The organism is Cellulomonas sp. ICMP 17802, assembly GCF_041295535.1.
Classification (GTDB): Bacteria; Actinomycetota; Actinomycetes; order Actinomycetales; family Cellulomonadaceae; genus Cellulomonas.
Genome location: NZ_JBGFQZ010000016.1, coordinates 54,604 through 75,746 on the forward strand (window position 1 = coordinate 54,604; position 21,143 = coordinate 75,746).

Genomic DNA, 21,143 nt, shown 5'->3' on the forward strand with positions numbered 1-21,143 from the left:
CAGGCGTTTCGCCCATCCCAGGACAAGCTCGGCGGGTGAATTCCCCTTCCGTCCGCCCCTGACCCGTCCGGCCCTGCCGCGGGTGCGCGGATGTCCCTAGCGTGCGCGTCGACCCGCCTCGACCACCGCACGCCCTGGAGAACCCCGGTGCGTGCGAGGCCGCCGGAAGGACCGACCCCGCATGCTGCGTCGCCTCGCGCTCAGCCTCCTCGTCGCCGTGCTCGCGCTCGGCGGCGCCGCTGTGCCCGCCGCGGCGTCCGGCAGCGCCGACCTGTTCCCGCGGGTGGGCGCGTCGGACGCCCCGTGCGATGCGAGCCACCCGTGCCGTGCCGCGCTCGAGTGGCGGACCAACGCCTACGGCCCGGCGGGGGACACCCGGATCCAGCGCCGGACGCTGTTCACGGTGTTCGCGCGGGCGGGCGAGCAGATCCTCACGAGCTCGTCCTCGGTCGGGACGGGCAGCGCCGACATCGCGATCTGGAACCCGGGCGTGGTGCCCGACCCCGAGGCGGCCACCCTGCCGGCCGTGGTCGACGGCGCCAACGGGTTCAGCTGCGCGGCGCACCGGCCGGACGCGGCGAGCCCCGTCGGCCGACTCACCACGCGCATCCAGGAGCTGGCCCGCGCGCAGTCCGTCGACGGCACGCAGAACACCGCGGGCTACGTGCCGTGCGTGTACACGGTCCCCACCACCGGGCTGTACCGGGTCGCGTTCTTCGGCTCCGCGGGTACCGCGAACGCCGCCGACGGCACGCCGGACCGGCACCTCGACCCGGCCGGCGGCTTCCTGGCGGCCGCGGGCTCCTCGGTCAACGCCTGGGACCTCACCGTGCGCGCGGGGACCGACGGCGCGTCCGTCGTCGACATCCCGGGCCGCGCGTTCACGTACGTCCTGGCGGGCTTCACCGGCGGCAACCCGCGGCCGGTCACCATGAAGCTGTACCTGAACACGCTCGACGGCTACCGCTACTCGGTCGACACGCACGGCTTCGACCCCAACGGCTTCGTCTTCTACGGCAACCGCGAGGGGTTCCTCGACGCCGACGGGACCACCCCGCTCAACCACGACGTGGTCGGCATCGGGTCCGCCCCGCAGACGCTGCCCGCGCTGGTGGGCGGCGTCCACCTGGCGCCGCCGCAGTACCCGCTGTCGTTCGAGCCGCTGGCCCCCGAGACGCTGGGCGCCCTGGGCATCCCCACCGCACCGGTGCCGCCGACCCTGAGCGCAGTCGACTTCACCGGCCTCGCCACCAGCCACGGCAGCTACGTGGGCCAGGGCGGCACCTTCCGCCTCGACGCGGGCTCCGGGGGCACCTACGAGATCGTCATCTCGCGCGACGGCACGAACTTCGACCCCGGCCTGCCCGGCAACCGCGCGCTGCGCGGGGTGGTCGCCGCGGGCACGTTCACCGTGACGTGGGACGGCAACGACAACAGCGGGATCGCGCTGCCGGTGAAGAACGGGTACGCGGTGCGGGCCGTGCTGCGGGCGGGGGAGTACCACGCGCCCATGCTCGACGTGGAGAGCTCGACGCAGGGCGGCCCGAGCATCACGCTGCTCAACCCGCCGAACGCCACGTGCCCGTTCACCGGCGCCGCCAGCACCGGGACCAACTGCACGCGAGTGTTCTACGACGACCGCACGTACCTGTCCAGCGCCGGCATCCGGGTGGGCGACCTCGCCTCGGGCACGGTCTGCGCGGCGTTCTCGACGCCGCTGCCCGCCCAGCTGTTCGCGGACCCGACGGCCGGCGTCGACAGCACGACCGGCGCCCGCGCGTTCGGTGACGGCGCCGGCCTCAACGCCAACCAGTACTGCCCGACCACGGGCGGCACGCTCGGCGACGCCAAGGGCCTCGACGTGTGGACGTACTTCCCGTCGCGGCAGACCGCCACGTCGCTCGACGTGCTCCCGGTCCCGGCGGCGCCGGTCGCGGCCGACGACACCGGTACGACGCCGGTGGGCACCCCGCTCGTCGTGCCCGCCGCCGGCGTGCTGGTCAACGACGCGGGCACCCGGCTCTCGGTGCTCAGCGCCACCGTCCCCGCGCACGGCACGGTCACGACGGGCGCCGACGGCTCCTTCACCTACACGCCCGTCGCCGGCTACGTCGGCACGGACTCGTTCCAGTACACGGCCACCGACGACTACGGCCAGACCACCACCGCGACCGTGCACCTCACCGTGACCCCGCTCGCCGCCGACGACGCCTGGACCACCGCGGTGAACACGCCGCTGTCCGTGCCGGCCGCGGGCGTCCTGGCCAACGACTCGGGCACCCCCCTGGTGGCCGGCTCGGCGTCGACGCCGGCGCACGGCACGGTCACCCTGGACCCCACCGGCGCGCTGGTCTACACGCCGGACCACGACTTCTCGGGCACCGACACCTTCACGTACGTCGCGTCGTCGGGCCTGCTCTCCGACGGCGCCACCGTGACCATCACGGTCACCCCCCAGGCCGCCGACGACGACCTCGGCACGGTCCCGGCCAACGTCGCGGCGACGGGCACCGCGAGCGGCGTCCTGGTCAACGACGCGGGCTCGGACCTCACGGTGACCGCCGTCGGCACCCCCGCCCACGGCACGGTCACCGTCGCCCCGGACGGCAGCTACACGTACACGCCGCCGGCGGGCTGGGGCGGCACCGACACCTTCACCTACACGACGACCGACTCGGCCGGCCAGACCTCCGACGCCACGGTGACCATCCACGTGACGGCGCCGGTGCAGCGGGCGCACGCGGTCGACGACACCGCCACCGGGGTGCCCGGGACGCCGACGTCGCTCACCGAGCTGGTGAACGACGTGCCGGGCGACAACCTGGCGTGGGACCCGGCCAGCGTGCTGCTGCGCGACCCGGTCAGCGGCCTGCCGGTGAGCTCGGTGACCGTGCCCGGGGAGGGCACCTGGACGATCGGCACCGGCGTCAGCACCGGGACGGTGGTGTTCACGCCCGTGCCCGGCTTCCAGGGCGACGCCGACCTGGTGTACGAGGTGACGAACACCGCGGGCCAGACCGTGACCGCGACGATGACGGTGACCTACCCGCCGCCGCCGATCTCCACGGTCGCCGCCCCGGTGCTCCAGGTGACGGTCTCGGTCCCCGCCGCGCCGCCTGCGGCCGCGGCACCGGCCGCCCGCGCCCCGAGCACGCTGCGGGTGTCCGTGCGGATCGGGGGGCGCAGCGGTCACGCCGACTCGCTGGCCACCACCGGCGCCGACCCCGTGACCGGACTGCTCGTCGCGTTCTCGCTGGTGGGGGCGGGCCTGGCGCTCGCGGTCGGCCGGCGGCGACTGACCCGCTAGCTCAGCCGCGGTGGAGCCGGTGCAGGCCCGCGACGGCCTGCGCCAGCACCTCCTCGCGCTTGACGAACGTGAACCGGACCCAGGACCGCAGCGCGGCGTCGACCTCCGAGCCGGCATGCGTGAAGGCCGTGACGGGCACCCCGACGACCCCGGCGAGCCCGGGCAGGTCGCGGCACAGCGCGGCGCCGTCGTCGTAGCCGAGCGGCGTCGCGTCCGCCAGCACGAAGTAGGTGCCCTGCGGCCGCACCACCGCGAACCCGGCGTCCTCGAGCCCGCCGCAGAGCAGGTCCCGCCGCCGGGACAGCGACGCCGCGAGCTCGACCACCCAGGCGGCGACGTCGGGGTCGCGCAGCGCGAAGGCGATCGCCGGCTGGAACGGCGCGCCGTTGACGTAGGTGAGGAACTGCTTGACGGTCCGCACCGCGGTGACCAGGTGCTCGGGCCCGGTCACCCAGCCGATCTTCCAGCCGGTGAACGAGAACGTCTTGCCCGCCGACGAGATGGTCAGGGTCCGCTCCGCCATGCCCGGCAGGGTGGCGATCGGCACGTGCACGGCCCCGTGCCCGTCGAGCACCAGGTGCTCGTACACCTCGTCGGTGACCACCAGGGCGTCGTGCGCGACCGCCAGCCGGGCGATCGCCGCGAGCTCGTCGCGCGTCAGCACCGTGCCGGTCGGGTTGTGCGGGGTGTTCACCAGGACGAGCCGGGTCCGGGGCGTGAAGGCCGCCGCCAGCGCCTCCAGGTCGAGGCGGAAGCCGTCCGGGGTCGCGCGCAGCGGGGCCGTCGTGTGGGCGGCGCCGGCCAGGGCGATGACGGCGGCGTACGAGTCGTAGAACGGCTCGAGCGTGAGCACCTCGTCGCCCGGGCCCGCGAGCGCGAGCACGGTCGCGGCGATCGCCTCGGTGGCCCCCGCGGTGATCAGCACCTGCGTGTCCGGGTCCCACCGCAGGCCGTACCTCGACGCCTGGTGCTCGGCGACGGCCTGCCGCAGCGCCGGGATGCCCGGGCCGGGCGGGTACTGGTTGGCCCCGGCCGCGATCGCGTCGGCGGCCGCCCGGGCGATCGAGGCGGGGCCGTCGACGTCCGGGAAGCCCTGGCCCAGGTTGACGGCACCGGTGCGCGCGGCGAGGGCGGACATCTCGGCGAACACCGTGGCCCGGGGGACGCCGTCGTCGCCCATCAGCCCGGTCGCGCGGGCGACGTCCTGCCAGCGAGGTGCGGTCATGGCACGAGGTTAGGGGTGACCGGGAGCCGACCCGTCGCCGACGGGTCGGGGAGCGCGTGCGCTCAGCTCACCAGTCCGGTCGCGGCGGTGAGGCCCGCGACCACGACCAGCGCAAGGGACGCCCAGGCTGCGACGATCCACCACTCCACGTGGTGTCGCCGCAGAACCCGCTGCGCCTGACGTTCGGCCATACCTAGAAGATCGGCACGTGCCGCTCCAGGTACAACATCCCGCGCCGACGGGGGCGGAATTCACCCGATCGGCACGCAACGGATCGCCGTCCGGAGACACGATGCCGACGTTCGTCGCCGCCGCTGGGGGAAGGACGAGCACGCGACGGATCGCCGTCCGGCACACGATGCCGGCCTTCGGTCGGGATCAGCTGCCGGCGGCCTTGAGCTTGTCGCTCAGGGTGGCCAGCTGCTGCGCGATCTGGTTGAGGCCGTCGGCCGCGGACCCGGTGGCGTTCGCCTTGGCGGCGTCGAGCTCGCTCTGGGCGTCGGCCACCTGGGCCTCGGCGTCGGCCAGCGCCTGCTGCGAGGCGGCGGAGCCGTCGGCCTTGGCCTTGTCGAGCGCGTCCTGCGCGTCGGCCACGGCGGACTGCGCGTCGGTGACGGCCTTGGTCGCGGAGGCGTCGAGGTCGCCCAGCTGGTCCTTGAGGTCGGTGATCTTCTGCGCGGCGGCGTCGGCCTCGGCCTTGGCGTCGTCCACCTGGGCCTTGAGGTCGGCGACCGCGCTCTGGGCCTGCGTGGCGGCGTCCTTGGCCTTCTGCGCGGCGCCGTCGATGTCGGCGTCGGAGCACGCGGTCAGCCCGGCGGCGAGGAGGGCGGCGACCAGGGGCGCTCCGACGCGGGCGAGGCGGGGGCGGATCGGGCGGGGCATGCGTTCCTCCGGTGGTCGGCAGCGTGGCGGGGTCGGGCCGGTCCCACAGTCTGCCCGTCGGCGCCGCGACACGCCCGCCGGGAAAGGCCGACGCCCCGCCCACGCAGGCGTGGGCGGGGCGTCGGGGGCGAGCTGCTTACGACGCGGGGGAGGGGACCCGGTCCGTCGTGGGCTGCTCGCTGCGGCGGGCCCGGACGTCGCCCAAGGACGTTCCGTAGTAGGCCGCAGTCATGAGGTCCTTCATGTCGCCGATCATCGGCATCCGGGGGTTCGCCGGGGCGCACTGGTCCTCGTACGCGCCCATGGCGACCTCGTCGAGCCGCGCGAGGAACTCCTGCTCGGCGACGCCCTGCGCCTGGAACGAGGACGGGATCCCCACGCGCGCCCGCAGCGACTCGACGGCCAGCGCGTAGGACTCGACGCCCTCCGCCGGGGTCGACGCCGGCAGGCCCAGCATCGCCGCGAGCTGCTGGAACCGCTCGGGGGCGACGTAGTGCTCGTACTTGGGCCAGCTGGTGAGCTTGGTGGGCACCGTGCCGTTGTAGCGGATGACGTGCGGGAGCAGGGTCGCGTTCGTGCGGCCGTGCACCAGGTGGTAGGTCGAGCCGACCACGTGCGCCATCGCGTGCACGATCCCCAGGAACGAGTTCCCGAAGGCCATGCCGGCGATCGTGCCTGCGTTGTGCATCGACTCCCGGGCGTCCTGCGTGGCCGGGTCGGTCGGGTCGCCGTTCACGGACGTCGCCAGGTTCTCGAAGATGAGGCGCACGGCCTGCATCGCCATGCCGTCGGTGAAGTCGTTGGCGTAGACGCTGACGTACGCCTCGGTGGCGTGCGTGAGGGCGTCGAAGCCCGAGTCGGCCGCGAGCGACGCCGGCATCTTCGAGGTGAGGATCGGGTCGATGATGGCGACCGACGGGGTCAGCGCGTAGTCGGCCAGCGGGTACTTCTTGCCGGCGTCCGGGTCGCTGATCACGGCGAACGGGGTGACCTCGGCGCCGGTGCCCGACGTGGTCGGGATGCAGACCAGCTGCGCGAGCTCGCCCAGCACGGGGAACTTGAACGCGCGCTTGCGCACGTCGAAGAACTTCTGCTTGAGGTCGGAGAACTGGATCTCCGGGTGCTCGTACAGCAGCCACATGACCTTGGCGGCGTCCATGGGCGAGCCGCCGCCGAGCGCGATGATCGTGTCCGGCTTGAAGTGGCGCATCTGCGCGGCGCCGGCCTGGACCGTCTTCACGGACGGCTCGGGCTCGACCTGGTCGATGATCTGCAGCGCGACCTTGTTGGCGCGACGGCCCAGGACGTCGATGATCTTGTCGACGAAGCCGAGGGTGGTCATGGTCGCGTCGGTGACGATGGTGACCCGCTCGACGTCGGGCATGTCGGAGAGGTAGCGGATCGCGTTCGGCTCGAAGTACGTCTTGGCCGGCACCTTGAACCACTGCAGGTTGTTGTTCCGGCGGCCGATCCGCTTGATGTTCACCAGGTTCACCGCCGAGACGTTGTTGGACACCGAGTTGTGGCCGTACGAACCGCAGCCGAGGGTCAGCGACGGGATGAACGCGTTGTAGATGTCGCCGATCCCGCCCAGCGACGAGGGCGCGTTGGCGATGACGCGGACAGCCTTGACCCGGCTGCCGAACTCCTCCGTGAGGGCGTCGTCCTGCGTGTGGATGGCGGCGGAGTGGCCGAGACCGTCGAACTCCACCATCTGCTCGGCCAAACGGATGCCGTGCTCGGTGGACTCGGCGCGCAGCACGGCCAGCACCGGCGCGAGCTTCTCGCGCGTCAGCGGCTCGTGCGGGCCGACGCCGCTGACCTCGGCCAGGATGATCGAGGTGTCGTCCGGCACGGTGAAGCCGGCGTGCTCCGCGATCCACTGGGGCGTCTGCCCCACGACCGAGGCGTTGAGCTTGGCGTCGGCGCAGTTCTTGCCCTCGGCCTCGACGCCGAAGATGAACTTCTCCAGCAGCGCCTTCTCGGCGGCGTTCGCGCGGTAGGCGTGCAGCACGGCGAACTCGGCCATCGCGGCGTCGTAGATCGCGTCGTCGAGGATGACGGCCTGCTCGGACGCGCAGACCATGCCGTTGTCGAACGCCTTGGAGAGCACGACGTCGTTCACGGCCCGCTGCAGCTTCGCGGACTTCTCGATGTAGGCGGGCACGTTGCCGGCGCCGACGCCCAGCGCGGGCTTGCCGCACGAGTACGCCGCGCGGACCATCGCGTTGCCGCCGGTGGCCAGGATGAGCGCGATGCCGGGGTGGTTCATGAGGGTGTTCGTCGCGTTGATCGACGGCGTCTCGACCCACTGGATGCAGTGCTCGGGGGCGCCCGCGGCGACCGCGGCGTCGCGCACCACGCGGGCGGCGGCGACGGAGGACGCCTGCGCGCTCGGGTGGAAGGCGAACACGATGGGGTTGCGCGTCTTGAGCGCGATGAGCGACTTGAAGATGGTGGTCGACGTCGGGTTGGTCACCGGGGTGACGCCGCAGATGACGCCCACGGGCTCGGCGATCTCCGTGATGCCGGTGAGCTCGTCGCGGGAGATCACGCCGACGGACTTCAGCGACGCCATCGAGTTGGTGACGTGCTCGCACGCGAAGATGTTCTTCACGGCCTTGTCCTCGAACACGCCGCGCTTGGTCTCCTTGACCGCGAGGACGGCGAGCTCGCCGTGCTTGTCCAGCGCAGCGACGGAGGCCTTCTTGACGAGGTGGTCGACGTCCTCCTGCGTGAACCGCGCGTACTCGACCAGGGCCTTGGCGCCGTTCGCCACCAGCTGGTCGATCGCGGGGGCGGGGTCCACCTCCTGGGGGGCGGTGCGCGCCTTCGCGGCAGTCGTGCGGGACGTGGCGTGATCCGTGGTCACGGTTGTTCTCCCTGTCGAGGCGGATGGGTGTCGAGCCGGACGGAGGAAACCCGTGCGAACTGACGCTCTCGACGCTACGGACGAAGACGGCCGGATTGGTGGGCCGAACGTCCCCTCATCGCTTCTGGACGCGCTCGATCCAGGACGACGACAGGCTCTCGTCCTCGAGGTCGAGCTCGCGCATCATGCGGCGCATCACGGCCTCGTCCAGCTCGCCCGAGTCGCGGCGGTCCATGAGCACCTCGCGCTGCGCGGCGACGATCTCGCGGCGCAGGCGCTGCGTGCGCAGGCCCTCCTCGGGGGTGGGGACGCGCGTCGGGCTGACCTCGCGGAGCGCGCCGGACACGTCCGTGGGGTCGGCCTGCTCGGGCACCAGCTCGTCCGCGGAGTCCGGGTCGAGCATCACCGCCGCCGCGGTGGCCCGCGCCCGCCACACGCCGGACAGGCGGTCGATGAGCTCGCCGGCCCGCTCCGGCCCCAGGTGCGCGCTCCAGTCGGCGCGCTGCCGCTCGAGCACGTCGTGCACCGCGTCGGCGGTGGCCACCCGGACCGCGGCCTCCTGCGCGGCGTCCTGCGCGGTCTCGTCGGCGGACCCGACGCCCAGCCGCGTGATCACCCAGGGCAGCGTGAGCCCCTGCACCAGCAGCGTGCCGATGGCGACGGTGTAGGCCGCGAGCTGCAGCGTCGCACGCTCGGGGAACGGCGCGCCCGCGCTGGTCACCGGGATCGCCGCGGCCGCCGCCAGCGTCACCACGCCGCGCATGCCGGCCCACGACACGACGGCCGACTCGCGCGCGGACAGCGAGTCCTGGGGTGGTCGGTGGCTGCCCCGCAGCCGCAGGTTGTCGAACCGCGCGGTGAGGAAGATGTAGACCGGCCGCACCAGGATGGCGACCAGCAGCACCAGCAGCGACACCGCGATCCCGTGCCGCACGCCCTGGTCGGAGGCGACGACGTCGCGCACCACCCACGGCAGCTGGACGCCGATGAGCGCGAACGTGAACGACTCCAGCACCAGGTCGACCGTGGACCAGATGGGCTCCTCGTAGAGCCGGGTGGCGTACCCCGCGCGCGGCGAGGTGTGGCCGAGGTAGAGGCCTGCGGCGACCACCGCGAGCACCCCGGAGCCGTGCAGCTCCTCGCCCAGCCAGTAGGCGGCGAAGGGGGTGAGCAGCCCGATCGCCGAGGCCACCACGGGGTCGTCGAGGCGCAGCCGGACCGTGTGCACCACCCACGCGAGCACCAGCCCGACGGCCACCCCGGCGCCGACCGCGAGCGCGAACACGGCCACGCCGTCCGCGATGGCCCAGGCACCCGTGGCCACGCCGGCGATCGCGACCTTGTACAGCGTCAGTGACGTGGCGTCGTTGATCAGGCTCTCGCCGGACAGCAGGGTCATCACGCGGCGGGGCAGGCCCAGGCGCTTGCCGACCGCGGCCGCGGCCACCGCATCGGGCGGCGCCACGACGGCGCCGAGCACGAGCGCGGCGGCGAACGGGACCGACGGCTCCGTCCACCAGAACACGAGCGCGACCGCGACGGCGGTGACCAGCACCAGGCCCACCCCGAGGCGGGTGATCGAGTTCAGCGACGACCGGAAGTCGCGGTACGAGCTGGAGAGCGCAGCGGAGTAAAGCAGCGGCGGCAGCACGAACTCGAGCAGGATCTCCGGCTCGATCTCGTACCGCGGGACGCCCGGCACGAACGACACGACGATCGCGGCGGCGACCAGGACGAGCGGGGCGGGCCATCCTCGTCGTCGGCAGACCGCGGTGACCGCGACCGCGCCGGTGACCAGCACGAAGAGCTCGACGTTGTGCACGGAGCCCCTCTCGCCCGACGTCTGCGGTCGGAGCGACCCTACCCAGCGGTCACGACCGCGCGCGCGGCCGGGGGACGGTCCCGGTCGGTGCGTCCACCGCGCCCGGCCGCGCGGCCGGGAGGCGGGACCGGGCGACATGGGACCGGGCGTGCGCGATCGCGGGCGCGAGGTCGTCGAACAGGTGGTTCTCGTGGCGCAGCTCGTCGAGCACCCCGACGCGGGTGAGCAGCGGCAGGTGCGCGGGCCGGACCCCCTTGACCAGGACCGTGACGCCGGCGAGCTCCAGGTGGGCGACCAGCTCGGCCAGCGCGTGCGCGCCCGTCGCGTCGACCAGGCGGAGCTGGGACAGGCGCAGCACGACGACGAGCGCGTCGGCGTCGGCCCGGATCTCGGCGCCGATCCGGTCGGCGGCCCCGAAGAACATCGCGCCGTCCAGCCGGTAGAGGGCGATGTGCTCGTCGCCGGCGTGCGCCGGTCCGGGCAGGGGCTCACGGTGGACGGAGGTGGCCTTGGCCACGGCGCGCAGCGCGAAGAAGGCGGCGACCACCAGGCCGATCTGGACGGCCTCGATGAGGTCCACCGCGATGGTGATCGCGGCCGTGACCACCAGCACGACCGCGTCCGCGCGGGTGGACGTGAGGACCGCCCGCACGGCCGCGACCGAGACCATGCGGGTCGCCGTCACCATGAGCACACCGGCGAGGGCCGCCAGGGGGATCGCCGAGACCGGTCCGGTGGCGAGGGAGATGACGGCGAGGATCACGAGCGAGTGGGTGACGGCGGCGAGCCGCGTGCGGGCCCCGGCCCGGACGTTGACCGCGGTCCGGGCGATGGCGCCGGTCGCGGGCATCCCGCCGAACACGCCGGACGCGAGCGAGGCCAGGCCCTGCCCGACGAGCTCGCGGTCGGGGTCGTAGCGGCGCGCGTCGGTCTCGGAGTCCGGGGCGGACCCGTCGCGGGCGGGCGGCACCGGCATGGCGGCGGCGACCCGGGCGGAGAGCAGGGACTCGATCGCGGCCAGCGCGGCCACCGCGACGGCCGGCCCGAGCAGCGACCGGAGCAGGCCGGGGTCGACCGCGGGCAGCGCCGGCAGGGGGAGCGAGTCGGGCAGCGCGCCGATCCGGGCCAGGGGCGCGTCGGCGAGCCGCGCGGCGATCGTGACGGCGACGATGGCCACGAGGGACGCGGGCAGCCCGGGCAGCAACCGGGGCAGCACGACCATGATGGCCGCGACCGCGGCCACGGTCGCCAGGGCCCAGGCCGTGCCCTGTCCCGGGTGCGTGAGGGCGTCGACCGCCACGGCGAGGGGACGGCCGCCGGGCGGGGCGTGGACGGCGACCGCCGCGGGCACCTGCTGCAGGAAGATGATCGTCGCGATGCCCAGCGTGAAGCCCTCGACCACCGGCCACGGGATGAAGGTCACCACGCGGCCGAGCCGGGCGGCGCCCGCCAGCAGGACGATCGCGCCGGCGAGCAGGGCCACCAGCGGGACCACCGCCGGTCCGTGCTGGGCGACGATCGGCGCCAGCACCACGGCCATCGCCCCGGTCGGCCCGGAGACCTGCACGCGGGAGCCCCCGAACACCGCGGCGACGATCCCGGCGACGACCGCGGTGACCAGGCCCGCCGCCGGCCCGACGCCCGTGCTCTCGCCGAACGCGAGGGCGAGCGGCAGCGCGACGATGCCGACGGTCACGCCGGCGACGGCATCGGCCCGCAGGGTGCGCGGGCGCAGGTCGAGATCGGTGCGGGTCGGCAGCAGCCCGCGCGGTGACCAGCTCAGGACGCGTCACCGCCCGCACGCTGGTCCGGCAGCGGCGGCAGGTCGTCCGCGGCGGCCAGCTGGGAGCCGGAGGCGGCCAGGGTCTCGCGCAGGAACGCCCGCGCCACCACCAGCAGCTCGGCCACCAGCGGCCGGCTGAGGCGGTACTCGACGGCGTTCCCCGTGCGCGCGGACGTCACGACCCCCGCGCGCTTGAGCACGGCCAGGTGCTGCGAGAGCGCCGACGCCTCCGCGCCCGTCGCGTCCAGGAGCCGGCTCACCGGCGCGGCGTGATCCTCGGCCGCGCTGAGCACCTCGAGCACCTGGATGCGGGTGGGGTGCGCCAGCGAGCGGAAGAGCTCGGCCTTGATGGCGTACAGCGGCGCGGTGGTCGCGGTCGTGGGCACTTGAGGAGTTTAGCAATCAATCAAGTCACTGCCGACCAGCCCTCAGTCGATCCAGACCACGATCCCGGTCACCCCTGAGACGACGGCCGCGACGCCCGCGCGGACGGCCGCCGCGCAGCGCTCGGGCGTGAACGAGGCGGCGTCGTACGTGGAGGACGTGCCGAGGCCCTCCCCGCGGAACGAGGCGCCGGACCAGTCGACGGCCGTCACGTTGTGGGTGGGTTCGGCGAGCTCCGCGCCGACCACGAGGAACGGCTGGTCGAGGTGGCTCGCGCTCACGACGGCCAGCGGGTCCACCAGGGCGTTGCCGGCGCTGACGACGAGGTCCGCGTGCATCCCGAGGGCCTCGGTGATGCTCGGCACGAGGTCGTCGGCGCCGGTCGCGGTCACGGTGCGCAGGTCGACGCGCTCGTCGTCCGCCCAGGCGGTCACGGCGTCGACCAGCGCCCGGGTCGGGGCGTCGTCGCCCGAGGTCAGGAGCACCACGCGGTACCCCGGCGGCGGCCCGATGCCGTCCCACGAGCCCGGTCGCGGGTCGATGGTCGCCTCCGGGGAGGGCGGCGCGGAGGGGTCGACGAACCCCGCCCCGAGGACACCCACGGCGGTCGGTCCGGTGCGGGGGCGGGACCAGTCGGCCCCGGCGGAGCAGCCGGTGAGCAGCACGGCGGCCAGGGCGACCGCGGCGAGCGCGCGGGCCGGTCGGCGGCGAGGGGGCACGGTGACGGTCCTTCGGGTGGTGGGGGTGCGCGCGTCCTTCCTACCCCAGGTCAGAGGCCCGATCGCGCCCCGAGCGCGCTCCTCGTCGGGCGTTCCCCGGGTGTTCCCGGAGGGTCCGCCTGCCGTTCATCCGCGCGGTGGAGGTTGCGCTGGCCGACCGAAGGAGACCCATGCGCCACGGCGTCCGCCGCACCGTCCTCGCCCTGCTCGCCCTGCTCGCGACGGCGGCCGCCGTGACCGCCGGTGCGACCGCGGTGTCGGCGCACGGTTTCAGCTCGACGGTGTACGTGGACGTCACCGCTGCCGGGCGCGGTCACGTCCGCACCGAGATCGGGCTGGAGTACGACCTCCTGGTCGTCTCGGCCGCCGACGCGCAGGACGACGACCCGCTCTTCCAGGACGGGACGGCCGCGTTCGAGGACGGCGACCCGGCCGACCAGGCCGCGGCGCTCGCCGCGCACGCCGGCTCCGTGCTCGCCTACGTCACCGAGCGGCTCACGGTGGCGTCGGCGGACCGGACGTGCCTGCCCACGCAGGTGGGCGACGTGACGGTCACCCAGCGCGAGGGTGTGCCGTACGCGGTCCTCGTGCTCGACCACGCGTGCACCCAGCCCGACGGCGCGCACCAGGTCACCAGCACCCTCTTCGGTGACGCCGAGGGCTACGTGACCGGCGCGAAGACCATCGTCACCTACGAGGTGGACGGCCAGCACGGCAGCGCCGCCCTGGACGGCGAGCACCCGTCGTTCTCCACCGAGCAGACGTGGACGCAGCGGTTCTCCGAGTTCTTCCTGCTCGGCGCGGAGCACCTGCTCACCGGCCTCGACCACATCCTCTTCCTGCTCGCCCTGATCGCCGGGTCGCGCCGGCTCCGCGAGATCGTGCTGGCCGCCACCGCGTTCACCCTGGCGCACTCGCTGACCTTCGTGCTGGCCGCCACCGGGCTGGTCGCCGTGCCCACGCAGGTGGTCGAGCCCGTCATCGCGCTGTCGATCGCGGTCGTCGCGGGGTGGTACCTCTGGCGGGTCTGGCGGCACGGCGAGGACGCGACCGACCCGGACGTGCTGGGCCGGGGGCACCTGAGCCTCGACCGGGCGGGCTGGTTCCGGCTCGGCGTCGTGTTCTGCTTCGGGCTCGTGCACGGCCTGGGCTTCGCGGGGGCGCTCGGCATCGACGAGCCGTGGTCCTGGACCCTGCTGTGGTCCCTGCTGGTCTTCAACCTCGGCATCGAGGCCGTCCAGCTCACCCTCATCGCGCTCGTGTTCCCCGTGCTCGCGCTGCTCCGCCGGCACGCGCCGCGGCTCGGGCTGTGGGCCACGGGCAGCATCGCCTCGGCCGTGGCCGCCATCGGGGTCGTCTGGTTCGTCGAGCGCGTGATCGGTGCCTGAGGCACCCGCCTGTTCCGGTGCGTGCCGTCCACCTGCGGGGCGCCGTTCAGGTGCGGTTCACCTGCGGCCGGGAGGTTGGGCCCGCCTCAACCGGCACACACCCGAAGAGAACGGACGACGCATGTCCTCCACCAGCGCGACGTCACGGGGCGGACTTCTCCGCCGGCCCGTGACCGTGCGGCTCACCGCCCTCACCCTCGGTCTCACCGTCGCCGTGGGCGGCCTCGCCTGCGCCGCCCCGGCGATGGCGGCCGACCCGGCCAACCTCACCGGCATCATCCTCGGCGTCGGTGCGCAGGAGTCCCAGCGCATCGTCACCTGGTACTCGTCGGCGGACACGGCCCAGTCCGTGCAGGTCGCCCCGACCTCCTCCGTCGTGGCCGGGCAGTTCCCCGCCGACGCGACCAGCTTCTCCGCGTCCGGCTCGGCCAACATCGCCACGAGCGGCGGGTTCAACCGCCACGCGACGATCACCGGCCTGCAGGAGAACACCTCGTACTCCTACCGGGTGGGCGAGGCGGGCAGCTGGTCCCCGACCTACACGTTCGCCACGCAGAGCTTCGAGGGCGACTACGACTTCCTGTTCTTCGGCGACCCGCAGATCGGCGCCTCCGGCAACGTGGCCAAGGACCAGGCCGGCTGGCAGGACACCCTCGACGTCGCGCTCGGCGCCAACCCGCAGGCCGAGATCCTGGTCTCGGGCGGCGACCAGGTGGAGACCGCCAACACCGAGACCCAGTGGGACGCGTTCCTCGCGCCCGACAAGCTGCGGCAGTACCCGTGGGCCGCGACCATCGGCAACCACGACGTCGGCGGCAAGGCCTACGAGCAGCACCTGTTCACGCCCAACACCGACCGGTCCGCCCCGCTGTACTCCAACGGCAACCCGGCCTCCAACACGTCGGGCGGCGACTACTGGTACATCTACAAGGACGTGCTGTTCATCGACCTGAACAGCAACAGCTACGCCACCACGCAGGGCGGTGGCGGTGACGCGGCGCACCTGGCCTACGTCACCGACGTGATCGACCAGCACGGCGACGAGGCCAAGTACAAGGTGCTCGTGTACCACCACGCCATCTACTCGCCGGCCGACCACGCGAAGGACGCCGACAACAAGGTGCGCCGCGTCGACTTCCCGACGACGTTCTCGAACCTCGGCGTCGACCTGGTGCTCCAGGGCCACGACCACAGCTACTCGCGCAGCTACCTCAACAAGAACGGCGCGAAGGCGGACCCGGCCGAGCAGCCCGGTGCCGCCGACGTCTACCCGGGCCCGGGCGGCGTGCTGTACGTGACGGCGAACTCCGCGTCGGGCTCCAAGTACTACGACCTCACGGCGCCCGACTCCAGCGGCACCAGCGGTGCCGGCAACGGAGCGGACCCCCTGAACCCGTCGAGCTACTGGTACAACTCGGTCGAGAACCAGGAGCACGTCCGCAGCTACGTCAAGGTCCAGGTGCGCAGCGACCAGCTGGTGGTCGAGAACGTCCGGAGCGGCACCTGCGCGGCCCCGAACGCGGCGGTCGAGCTGGGCAAGGTCTCCTGGTGCGGGCCGGACAGCGGCGCGTCCGCGGCGCAGCCCGTCGGCTCGGTCGTCGACAAGGTGACCGTCCACCCGTTCCACGGTGACGGCCAGGACATCCAGGTCACGGTGCCCGACGCCGCCCCCGGCGAGTTCGGGTGGACCATCGACGGCCACAACGGCCTGGTCGACCTGGGCACGGCCGTCGAGCACGGTGGCGACTACTTCGAGGCGACCGGGCAGATCAACCCGATCACGGTCTCGGACACCCGTCGCTCGCGTGCGCCGTGGTCGATCTCGGCCTCGGTCGGCGACTTCGCCGACGGCGCCAAGACGTTCTCGGGCTCCGCTCTCGGGTGGACCCCCAAGGTCGTCCAGGCCGGGGCGGGTGCACAGGCCGGCGCCCAGGTCGCCTCCGGGTACGACGGCGGCGCGGGCCTGTCGGTCTCGCGCGGCCTCGGCTGGGCGGTCCAGGGGCACGACAAGGGCACGGCCACGCTCGGCGCCGACCTGGACCTCAAGGTCCCGGGCGACGCCGCGAAGGGCAGCTACCGGGCCACCCTCACCATCACGGCGCTGAGCAGCTGAGCCCAGCACCACCCGACCCGGTGGGGTGGGCGCCGCACGGCGCCCGCCCCACCGGGTACGCCCGTTCTCTCCCCACCGATCGCCCGAGGACCCCGATGCCCGTGCTCCGCCCGATGACCGCCGCCACCTCTCTCGCCCACGCCGTCCTGCTGGCGGCCGTCGTCGTCGTGGGCCTCGTCGCCGGTCCGGCCGGCCCGGCGTCGGCGGCCGACGACGACGTGACCTGGACCGTCCGGACCGCCGCCAACGACTTCGGCAGCGACCGCACCAGCTTCAGCTACGGCGTCGATCCGGGGTCGCAGGTCGAGGACGCCCTCGTCGTGGCCAACCACGGCGACACCGCGCTGGACCTCGCGGTCTACGCCGCGGACGGGTACACCACCGAGAGCGGCCAGCTCGACCTGCTGGTCCAGGGCGAGACCTCGACGGGCGTCGGCGCGTGGGTGCACGGCGACGTCGACAGCGTGTCGATCCAGCCCGGTGCCACGGCCGAGGTGCCCTTCACGGTGCAGGTCCCCGCCGAGGCCACGCCCGGGGACTACGCGGGCGGCATCGTCACCTCGCTGAGCCAGGCCGACGACGCCGAGGGCATCACGGTCGACCGGCGGCTCGGCATCCGGATCCAGCTGCGCGTGGGCGGCGAGCTGCGGCCCGCCGTGGCGATCGAGGACGTCCACCTCGACTACGACGGCACCCTCAACCCGTTCGCCACCGGGGACGCCACGGTGACGTACACGATCCACAACACCGGGAACACGCTCATCTCGGGCCGCGAGGCGGTCTCGGTCGCCGGTCCGTTCGGCTGGCTCCGCGCGAAGGGCGCCGCGGCCGAGGCGCCCCCGCAGCTGCTGCCGGGGGAGCGCTGGACGGCCTCCGTGCCGATCGAGGACGTCGCGCCGCTGGTCCGCCTCTCCGCGAGCGCCGGGTTCGTGCCGCTGGTCACGGACGCCTCGGGATCGACCACGTCGCTGGGGTCCGTCGAGGCGGCCGCGCACGCGTGGGCGGTCCCGTGGACGCTCCTGTTGCTCGCCGTGCTGGTCGCGGCGGCGGTCGTGCTGGGCGTCCGGGCGGCCTCCCGTCGCCGGGCGCGCCGGCGGGTCGCGCAGGACGCGCGCGTCGCCGAGGCCGTCGCGCAGGCGCTGCGGGAGCGCGAGGCCGCGTCGAGCTGACGCGCGGTCAGGTGAGGCGCTCGAGGTAGCGCAGGATCAGTCCCTCCCGCAGCGCCCAGGGAGAGACCTCGAGCTCCTCGAGCCCGAAGGCGCGCATCGTCTCGGCGAGGACGATGCCGCCGGCGACGATCTGGAACGTCCGGTCCGCGGTGATGCCGGGCAGGGCGGGGCGCGCGTCGGCCGGGATGCGCGCGAGGCGGGGCACCCAGTCCTCCAGCGCGGAGCGGCGCAGCAGCCGTCGGTCCTGGGGCCCGACGCCGTCGGCGCGCGAGCCGGCCAGGCGGGCGAGCGAGCGGACGGTCTTCGACGACCCGACCACGTGCGCGGGGTCCGGTCGGTCGGCGAACAGCTCTCTCGCCTCGGTCAGCTGCCGGCGGGCGTCCCGGCGCAGCGCGGCGACCTGCTCGGCCGTCGGCGGGTCGTCGTGCAGGAAGGACACCGTCGAGCGGCCGGCGCCGAGCGGGAGCGAGACGGCCACGTCGGGGAACTCGCTGCCCCCGGCGGCGAGCTCCAGGGAGCCGCCGCCGATGTCCAGCAGCAGGATCTCGCCGGCCGACCACCCGAACCAGCGCCGGACGGCCAGGAACGTCAGCCGGGCCTCGTCCTCCCCGGTGAGCACCTGCAGGCGCACGCCCGTGGTGGCGGCGACCAGCTCGAGCACCTCGGGGCCGTTGGTCGCCTCGCGCAGCGCGGACGTGGCGAACGGGAGCAGCTCGTCGATCTGGGCCGTGGCGCCCGCGGCGACGGCGTCGGCCACCGCCGCGAGGATCGCGTCCACTCCCTCGGCGCTGATCGCCCCGGAGGGCTCGAGGTAGCGCATGAGGCGGAGCACCGACCGGTGCGAGGACTGGGCGATGGGGGGTCCGCCGGGCTGCGCGTCGACGACGAGCAGGTGGACGGTGTTCGAGCCGACGTCCAGCACTCCGAGTCGCATGGGTCGCACGCTACGGCCTCAGGAGCTCGGGTCGTGCACCCGGGACCGGGCGGTCAGTCGGACGTGCTGCGCTCGCCGGCCCGCAGGAGCTCGAGGGCCTCGTGCTCGACGAGCACGGGGACGAAGTCCCGGACGGGGGACCCCGCGAACTGCGCGAGCTGCGCCTCGACGACCTCGCGCACGGTGACCGCGGGGATGTCCGGGAAGCGCTGCGCGAGCCGGTCGACGACCTCGTCGATCGCGTGCCCCTCGTCCTGTATCGGCATGTCCGCCAGGGTGCGGTCTCGGGCGGTCATCGTCAACTGCTCGTCGACCGGTACGTCGGCCTTGTCGGATCGTCGACCGCCTGTTGCCGGGTGTTCGTCCTGCGGACCTTCACAGGTCGCTCACAGATGCTGGAGATCGGCTGGACTGCACCGGGTGCGCCGCGACAGGCGCCGCGACGAAAGGACGGGATGCGGCCGGTGCCGCCCGTGTTCCAGCTCTACCGATTCTCCGACGACGACTCCATCTGGTGGCGACTGGTGAGCCCCAACGGGCGCGGCATCGCGCGCAGCACGCTCGCGCTCCCCACCGGGGACGCCGCGCGCGCCTCCGTCGAGAGCGTGCGGGCCACGGCCGCGACCCTGGTGCCGGTGCTGCGCCTCACCGACACGTACCGGTGGCAGTGGGTGCTGACCCTCGACGACGTCCCCGTGGTGCAGGGGATCGGGGACCAGGACCGGCGGGTCCGGTGCGCGCACGCCTGCCGCAACTTCGTGCTGCTGGCGCCCGGCGCGGCCGTCGAGCCGGTCATCTCGACCTACCGGCGCACGGGAGCGCCGCCCCGGTCGGCCCGCGCCGCGCGGTGACCGGTCGCGGGCACGGGCTCGCGCCCGTCGCAGTGGGTCTGCTGGTCGGCCTCGTGGTGCTGACCGGGGTGTACGCCGCCGCCGCGGGTCCGCGGTCCGCGGGGCCCGCGCTCCCGCTGCCGGTCGTGGCCGCGTCGGAGCCGCCGGCGCCGCCGGCACCGGTCGCGGGCGACGGCGTGGAGGAGGCGTCGCGCGTGGTCGCCCCCGCGCCGCAGCCCGACCCGGCGTGGGTCGCCGCCGTCGCCACCGCGACGGGCATCGGACCGGTCGCCGTCGGTGCCTACGCCGCCGCGTCGCTCGCGGTCGCCGCGTCCGACCCGGGGTGCCGGCTCGGCTGGACCACCCTGGCGGGCATCGGCGCCGTCGAGTCCGGCCACGGGACGCACGGCGGCGCGCGGCTGGATCCCGACGGCAGGCCCGACCTCCCGATCGTCGGCCCGGCGCTCGACGGCTCGCCCGGCGTGGCCGCGATCCGGGCGAGCGCCGACGGGACCGCGTGGCACGGCGACCCCGTCTGGGAGCACGCCGTGGGACCGCTGCAGTTCCTGCCGTCCACCTGGCGGCAGTGGGGGGCCGACGGCGACGCAGACGGGGTCCAGGACCCCCGCGACCTCGACGACGCCGCGCTCGCGGCCGGGCACTACCTGTGCGCGGGCGGCGGGGACCTCTCGACCGGGACGGGCTGGGCGGCGGCCGTGCGCTCGTACAACCACGACGACTCGTACGTCGCCACCGTGCTCGCCACCGCCGACCGGTACGCGGCTGCGGCAGCGGCGGCGCCGTGAGCCGGGCGACCGGCGCCGGCCGGCTGGTCGCAGGCCGCTACCGGCTCGGGCGCGAGATCGGCAGCGGACGGTCCGCGCAGGTGCACCGGGCCGTGGACGAGCGCCTCGGCCGCGCGGTCGCGCTCAAGCTCCTGCGGCCGGGCATGCCCTCCGGCGGCCTGCTCGGCGCCGCCGCGCTGGACCACCCCCACCTCGTGCACGTGCTCGACGCGGGGGTCGACGACGGCCGGGCGTTCGTGGTCCTCGAGCTCGTGCACGGCGTCACCGTCGACCAGCTGGTCGAGTGCTCCCCGCGCCCGGCCGAGGCGCTCGCGGTCGTCGCCGCCGTGCTCGCCGGGCTCGCGCACGCGCACGAGCAGGGGGTGCTGCACCTCGACGTGTCGCCCGCCAACGTGCTGGTCCCGGTGCGCCGCGGTCGCCCCGACGCCTCGGGGGTCGTGGTGCTCGACGTGGGCGGCGCACGCGTGCCCGGGCCCGCCGACGCCGTGATCGCGGTGAGCCCGCCGTACACGTCGCCCGAGCTGGCGACGGCGTCGGGGGCGGACGCGCGCTCGGACGTGTACGCGGCGGGCGCGCTCCTGTTCCACCTGCTCACCGGCCGGGAGCCCTTCCCGCGGGCGCAGCCGCGCGACGTGCTGCTCGCGCACGTGCACGAGCCCCCGCCCGTGCCGTCCGCGCTGGTGCCCGGCCTGCCCGCCGAGGTGGACGCCGTGGTGCTCCGCGCGATGGCCAAGGCACCCGAGGACCGGTTCGGGTCCGCGGCGGCGATGCGGGACGCGGTGCTCGCGGCGGCGGAGCTCGTGCGCGGGGCGGAGTCCGGCGCGCCGGACCGGCGACCCTCCCCGCGGCCCGTGCGGACCACCCGCGAGCTGCCGCCCACCTCGGTCATGAAGACCGCGGTCCCGATGG

General features: G+C 74.4%; 17 protein-coding genes. 7 read left to right on the plus strand and 10 right to left on the minus strand.

The features are described 5' to 3' along the window. The first annotated feature begins 181 nt into the window (after window positions 1-181). Window positions 182-3,307: an Ig-like domain-containing protein gene (locus tag AB5970_RS12910; protein WP_370504350.1), complete on the plus strand. Its 3,126-nt coding sequence runs from the start codon at window positions 182-184 to the stop codon at window positions 3,305-3,307. 1 nt (window position 3,308) lies between these two features. Here the strand turns inward: AB5970_RS12910 and AB5970_RS12915 are convergent, their stop codons facing one another. The 8 genes from AB5970_RS12915 to AB5970_RS12950 form a co-directional block, all read right to left on the minus strand. Beyond that, window positions 3,309-4,532, minus strand: a complete 1,224-nt coding sequence (locus tag AB5970_RS12915; RefSeq protein WP_370504351.1) for a pyridoxal phosphate-dependent aminotransferase — start codon at window positions 4,530-4,532, stop codon at window positions 3,309-3,311. Between the two features lie 62 nt (window positions 4,533-4,594). Next, entirely contained in the window at window positions 4,595-4,723 is a 129-nt protein-coding gene (locus tag AB5970_RS12920; RefSeq protein WP_175346467.1) for a molybdopterin oxidoreductase, read from the minus strand. A gap of 187 nt (window positions 4,724-4,910) precedes the next feature. Next, entirely contained in the window at window positions 4,911-5,414 is a 504-nt protein-coding gene (locus AB5970_RS12925; RefSeq protein ID WP_370504352.1) for a hypothetical protein, read from the minus strand. Between the two features lie 136 nt (window positions 5,415-5,550). Continuing rightward, window positions 5,551-8,286, minus strand: coding sequence for a bifunctional acetaldehyde-CoA/alcohol dehydrogenase (gene adhE, locus AB5970_RS12930; protein WP_404990711.1), 2,736 nt, complete (start codon window positions 8,284-8,286; stop codon window positions 5,551-5,553). Window positions 8,287-8,401: 115 nt separating this feature from the next. After that, the gene (locus AB5970_RS12935) at window positions 8,402-10,108 is read right to left on the minus strand and encodes a cation:proton antiporter (RefSeq protein ID WP_370504353.1); all 1,707 of its coding nucleotides are present in this window, start codon (window positions 10,106-10,108) and stop codon (window positions 8,402-8,404) included. A gap of 49 nt (window positions 10,109-10,157) precedes the next feature. After that, on the minus strand, window positions 10,158-11,891 hold the full coding sequence (locus tag AB5970_RS12940; RefSeq protein WP_370504367.1) for a SulP family inorganic anion transporter: 1,734 nt from the start codon (window positions 11,889-11,891) through the stop codon (window positions 10,158-10,160). Beyond that, entirely contained in the window at window positions 11,888-12,277 is a 390-nt protein-coding gene (locus AB5970_RS12945) for an ArsR/SmtB family transcription factor (RefSeq protein ID WP_370504354.1), read from the minus strand. Before AB5970_RS12945 ends, AB5970_RS12940 begins: the two co-directional genes overlap by 4 nt. Before the next feature lie 42 nt (window positions 12,278-12,319). Beyond that, the gene (locus tag AB5970_RS12950; protein WP_370504355.1) at window positions 12,320-12,994 is read right to left on the minus strand and encodes a hypothetical protein; all 675 of its coding nucleotides are present in this window, start codon (window positions 12,992-12,994) and stop codon (window positions 12,320-12,322) included. A gap of 170 nt (window positions 12,995-13,164) precedes the next feature. Here AB5970_RS12950 and AB5970_RS12955 point away from each other — a divergent pair, with 170 nt between their 5' ends. The 3 genes from AB5970_RS12955 (at window position 13,165) to AB5970_RS12965 (ending at window position 17,664) form a co-directional block, all read left to right on the plus strand. Beyond that, window positions 13,165-14,382: a HupE/UreJ family protein gene (locus AB5970_RS12955; RefSeq protein ID WP_370504356.1), complete on the plus strand. Its 1,218-nt coding sequence runs from the start codon at window positions 13,165-13,167 to the stop codon at window positions 14,380-14,382. Between the two features lie 121 nt (window positions 14,383-14,503). Further along, entirely contained in the window at window positions 14,504-16,495 is a 1,992-nt protein-coding gene (locus tag AB5970_RS12960) for a fibronectin type III domain-containing protein (protein WP_370504357.1), read from the plus strand. Between the two features lie 95 nt (window positions 16,496-16,590). Next, window positions 16,591-17,664: a WxL protein peptidoglycan domain-containing protein gene (locus AB5970_RS12965; protein ID WP_370504358.1), complete on the plus strand. Its 1,074-nt coding sequence runs from the start codon at window positions 16,591-16,593 to the stop codon at window positions 17,662-17,664. A 7-nt stretch (window positions 17,665-17,671) separates the two neighbouring features. Here AB5970_RS12965 and AB5970_RS12970 read toward each other — a convergent pair whose 3' ends face one another. Beyond that, entirely contained in the window at window positions 17,672-18,598 is a 927-nt protein-coding gene (locus AB5970_RS12970) for a Ppx/GppA phosphatase family protein (RefSeq protein ID WP_370504359.1), read from the minus strand. A 53-nt stretch (window positions 18,599-18,651) separates the two neighbouring features. Next, window positions 18,652-18,864, minus strand: a complete 213-nt coding sequence (locus AB5970_RS12975) for a three-helix bundle dimerization domain-containing protein (RefSeq protein ID WP_370504360.1) — start codon at window positions 18,862-18,864, stop codon at window positions 18,652-18,654. Between the two features lie 207 nt (window positions 18,865-19,071). On the opposite strand from AB5970_RS12975, the gene AB5970_RS12980 reads away from it, so the two are divergent. The 3 genes from AB5970_RS12980 to AB5970_RS12990 all read left to right on the plus strand — a co-directional run. Continuing rightward, a complete protein-coding gene (locus AB5970_RS12980; protein ID WP_370504361.1) occupies window positions 19,072-19,449 on the plus strand; it encodes a hypothetical protein in 378 nt (125 codons plus the stop codon). Then, window positions 19,446-20,234: a lytic transglycosylase domain-containing protein gene (locus AB5970_RS12985; RefSeq protein ID WP_370504362.1), complete on the plus strand. Its 789-nt coding sequence runs from the start codon at window positions 19,446-19,448 to the stop codon at window positions 20,232-20,234. The genes AB5970_RS12980 and AB5970_RS12985 overlap by 4 nt, the downstream gene beginning before the upstream one ends. Continuing rightward, the coding region (locus tag AB5970_RS12990; protein WP_370504363.1) for a serine/threonine-protein kinase at window positions 20,231-21,143 on the plus strand (913 nt) is incomplete at its 3' end. The genes AB5970_RS12985 and AB5970_RS12990, both read left to right, overlap by 4 nt.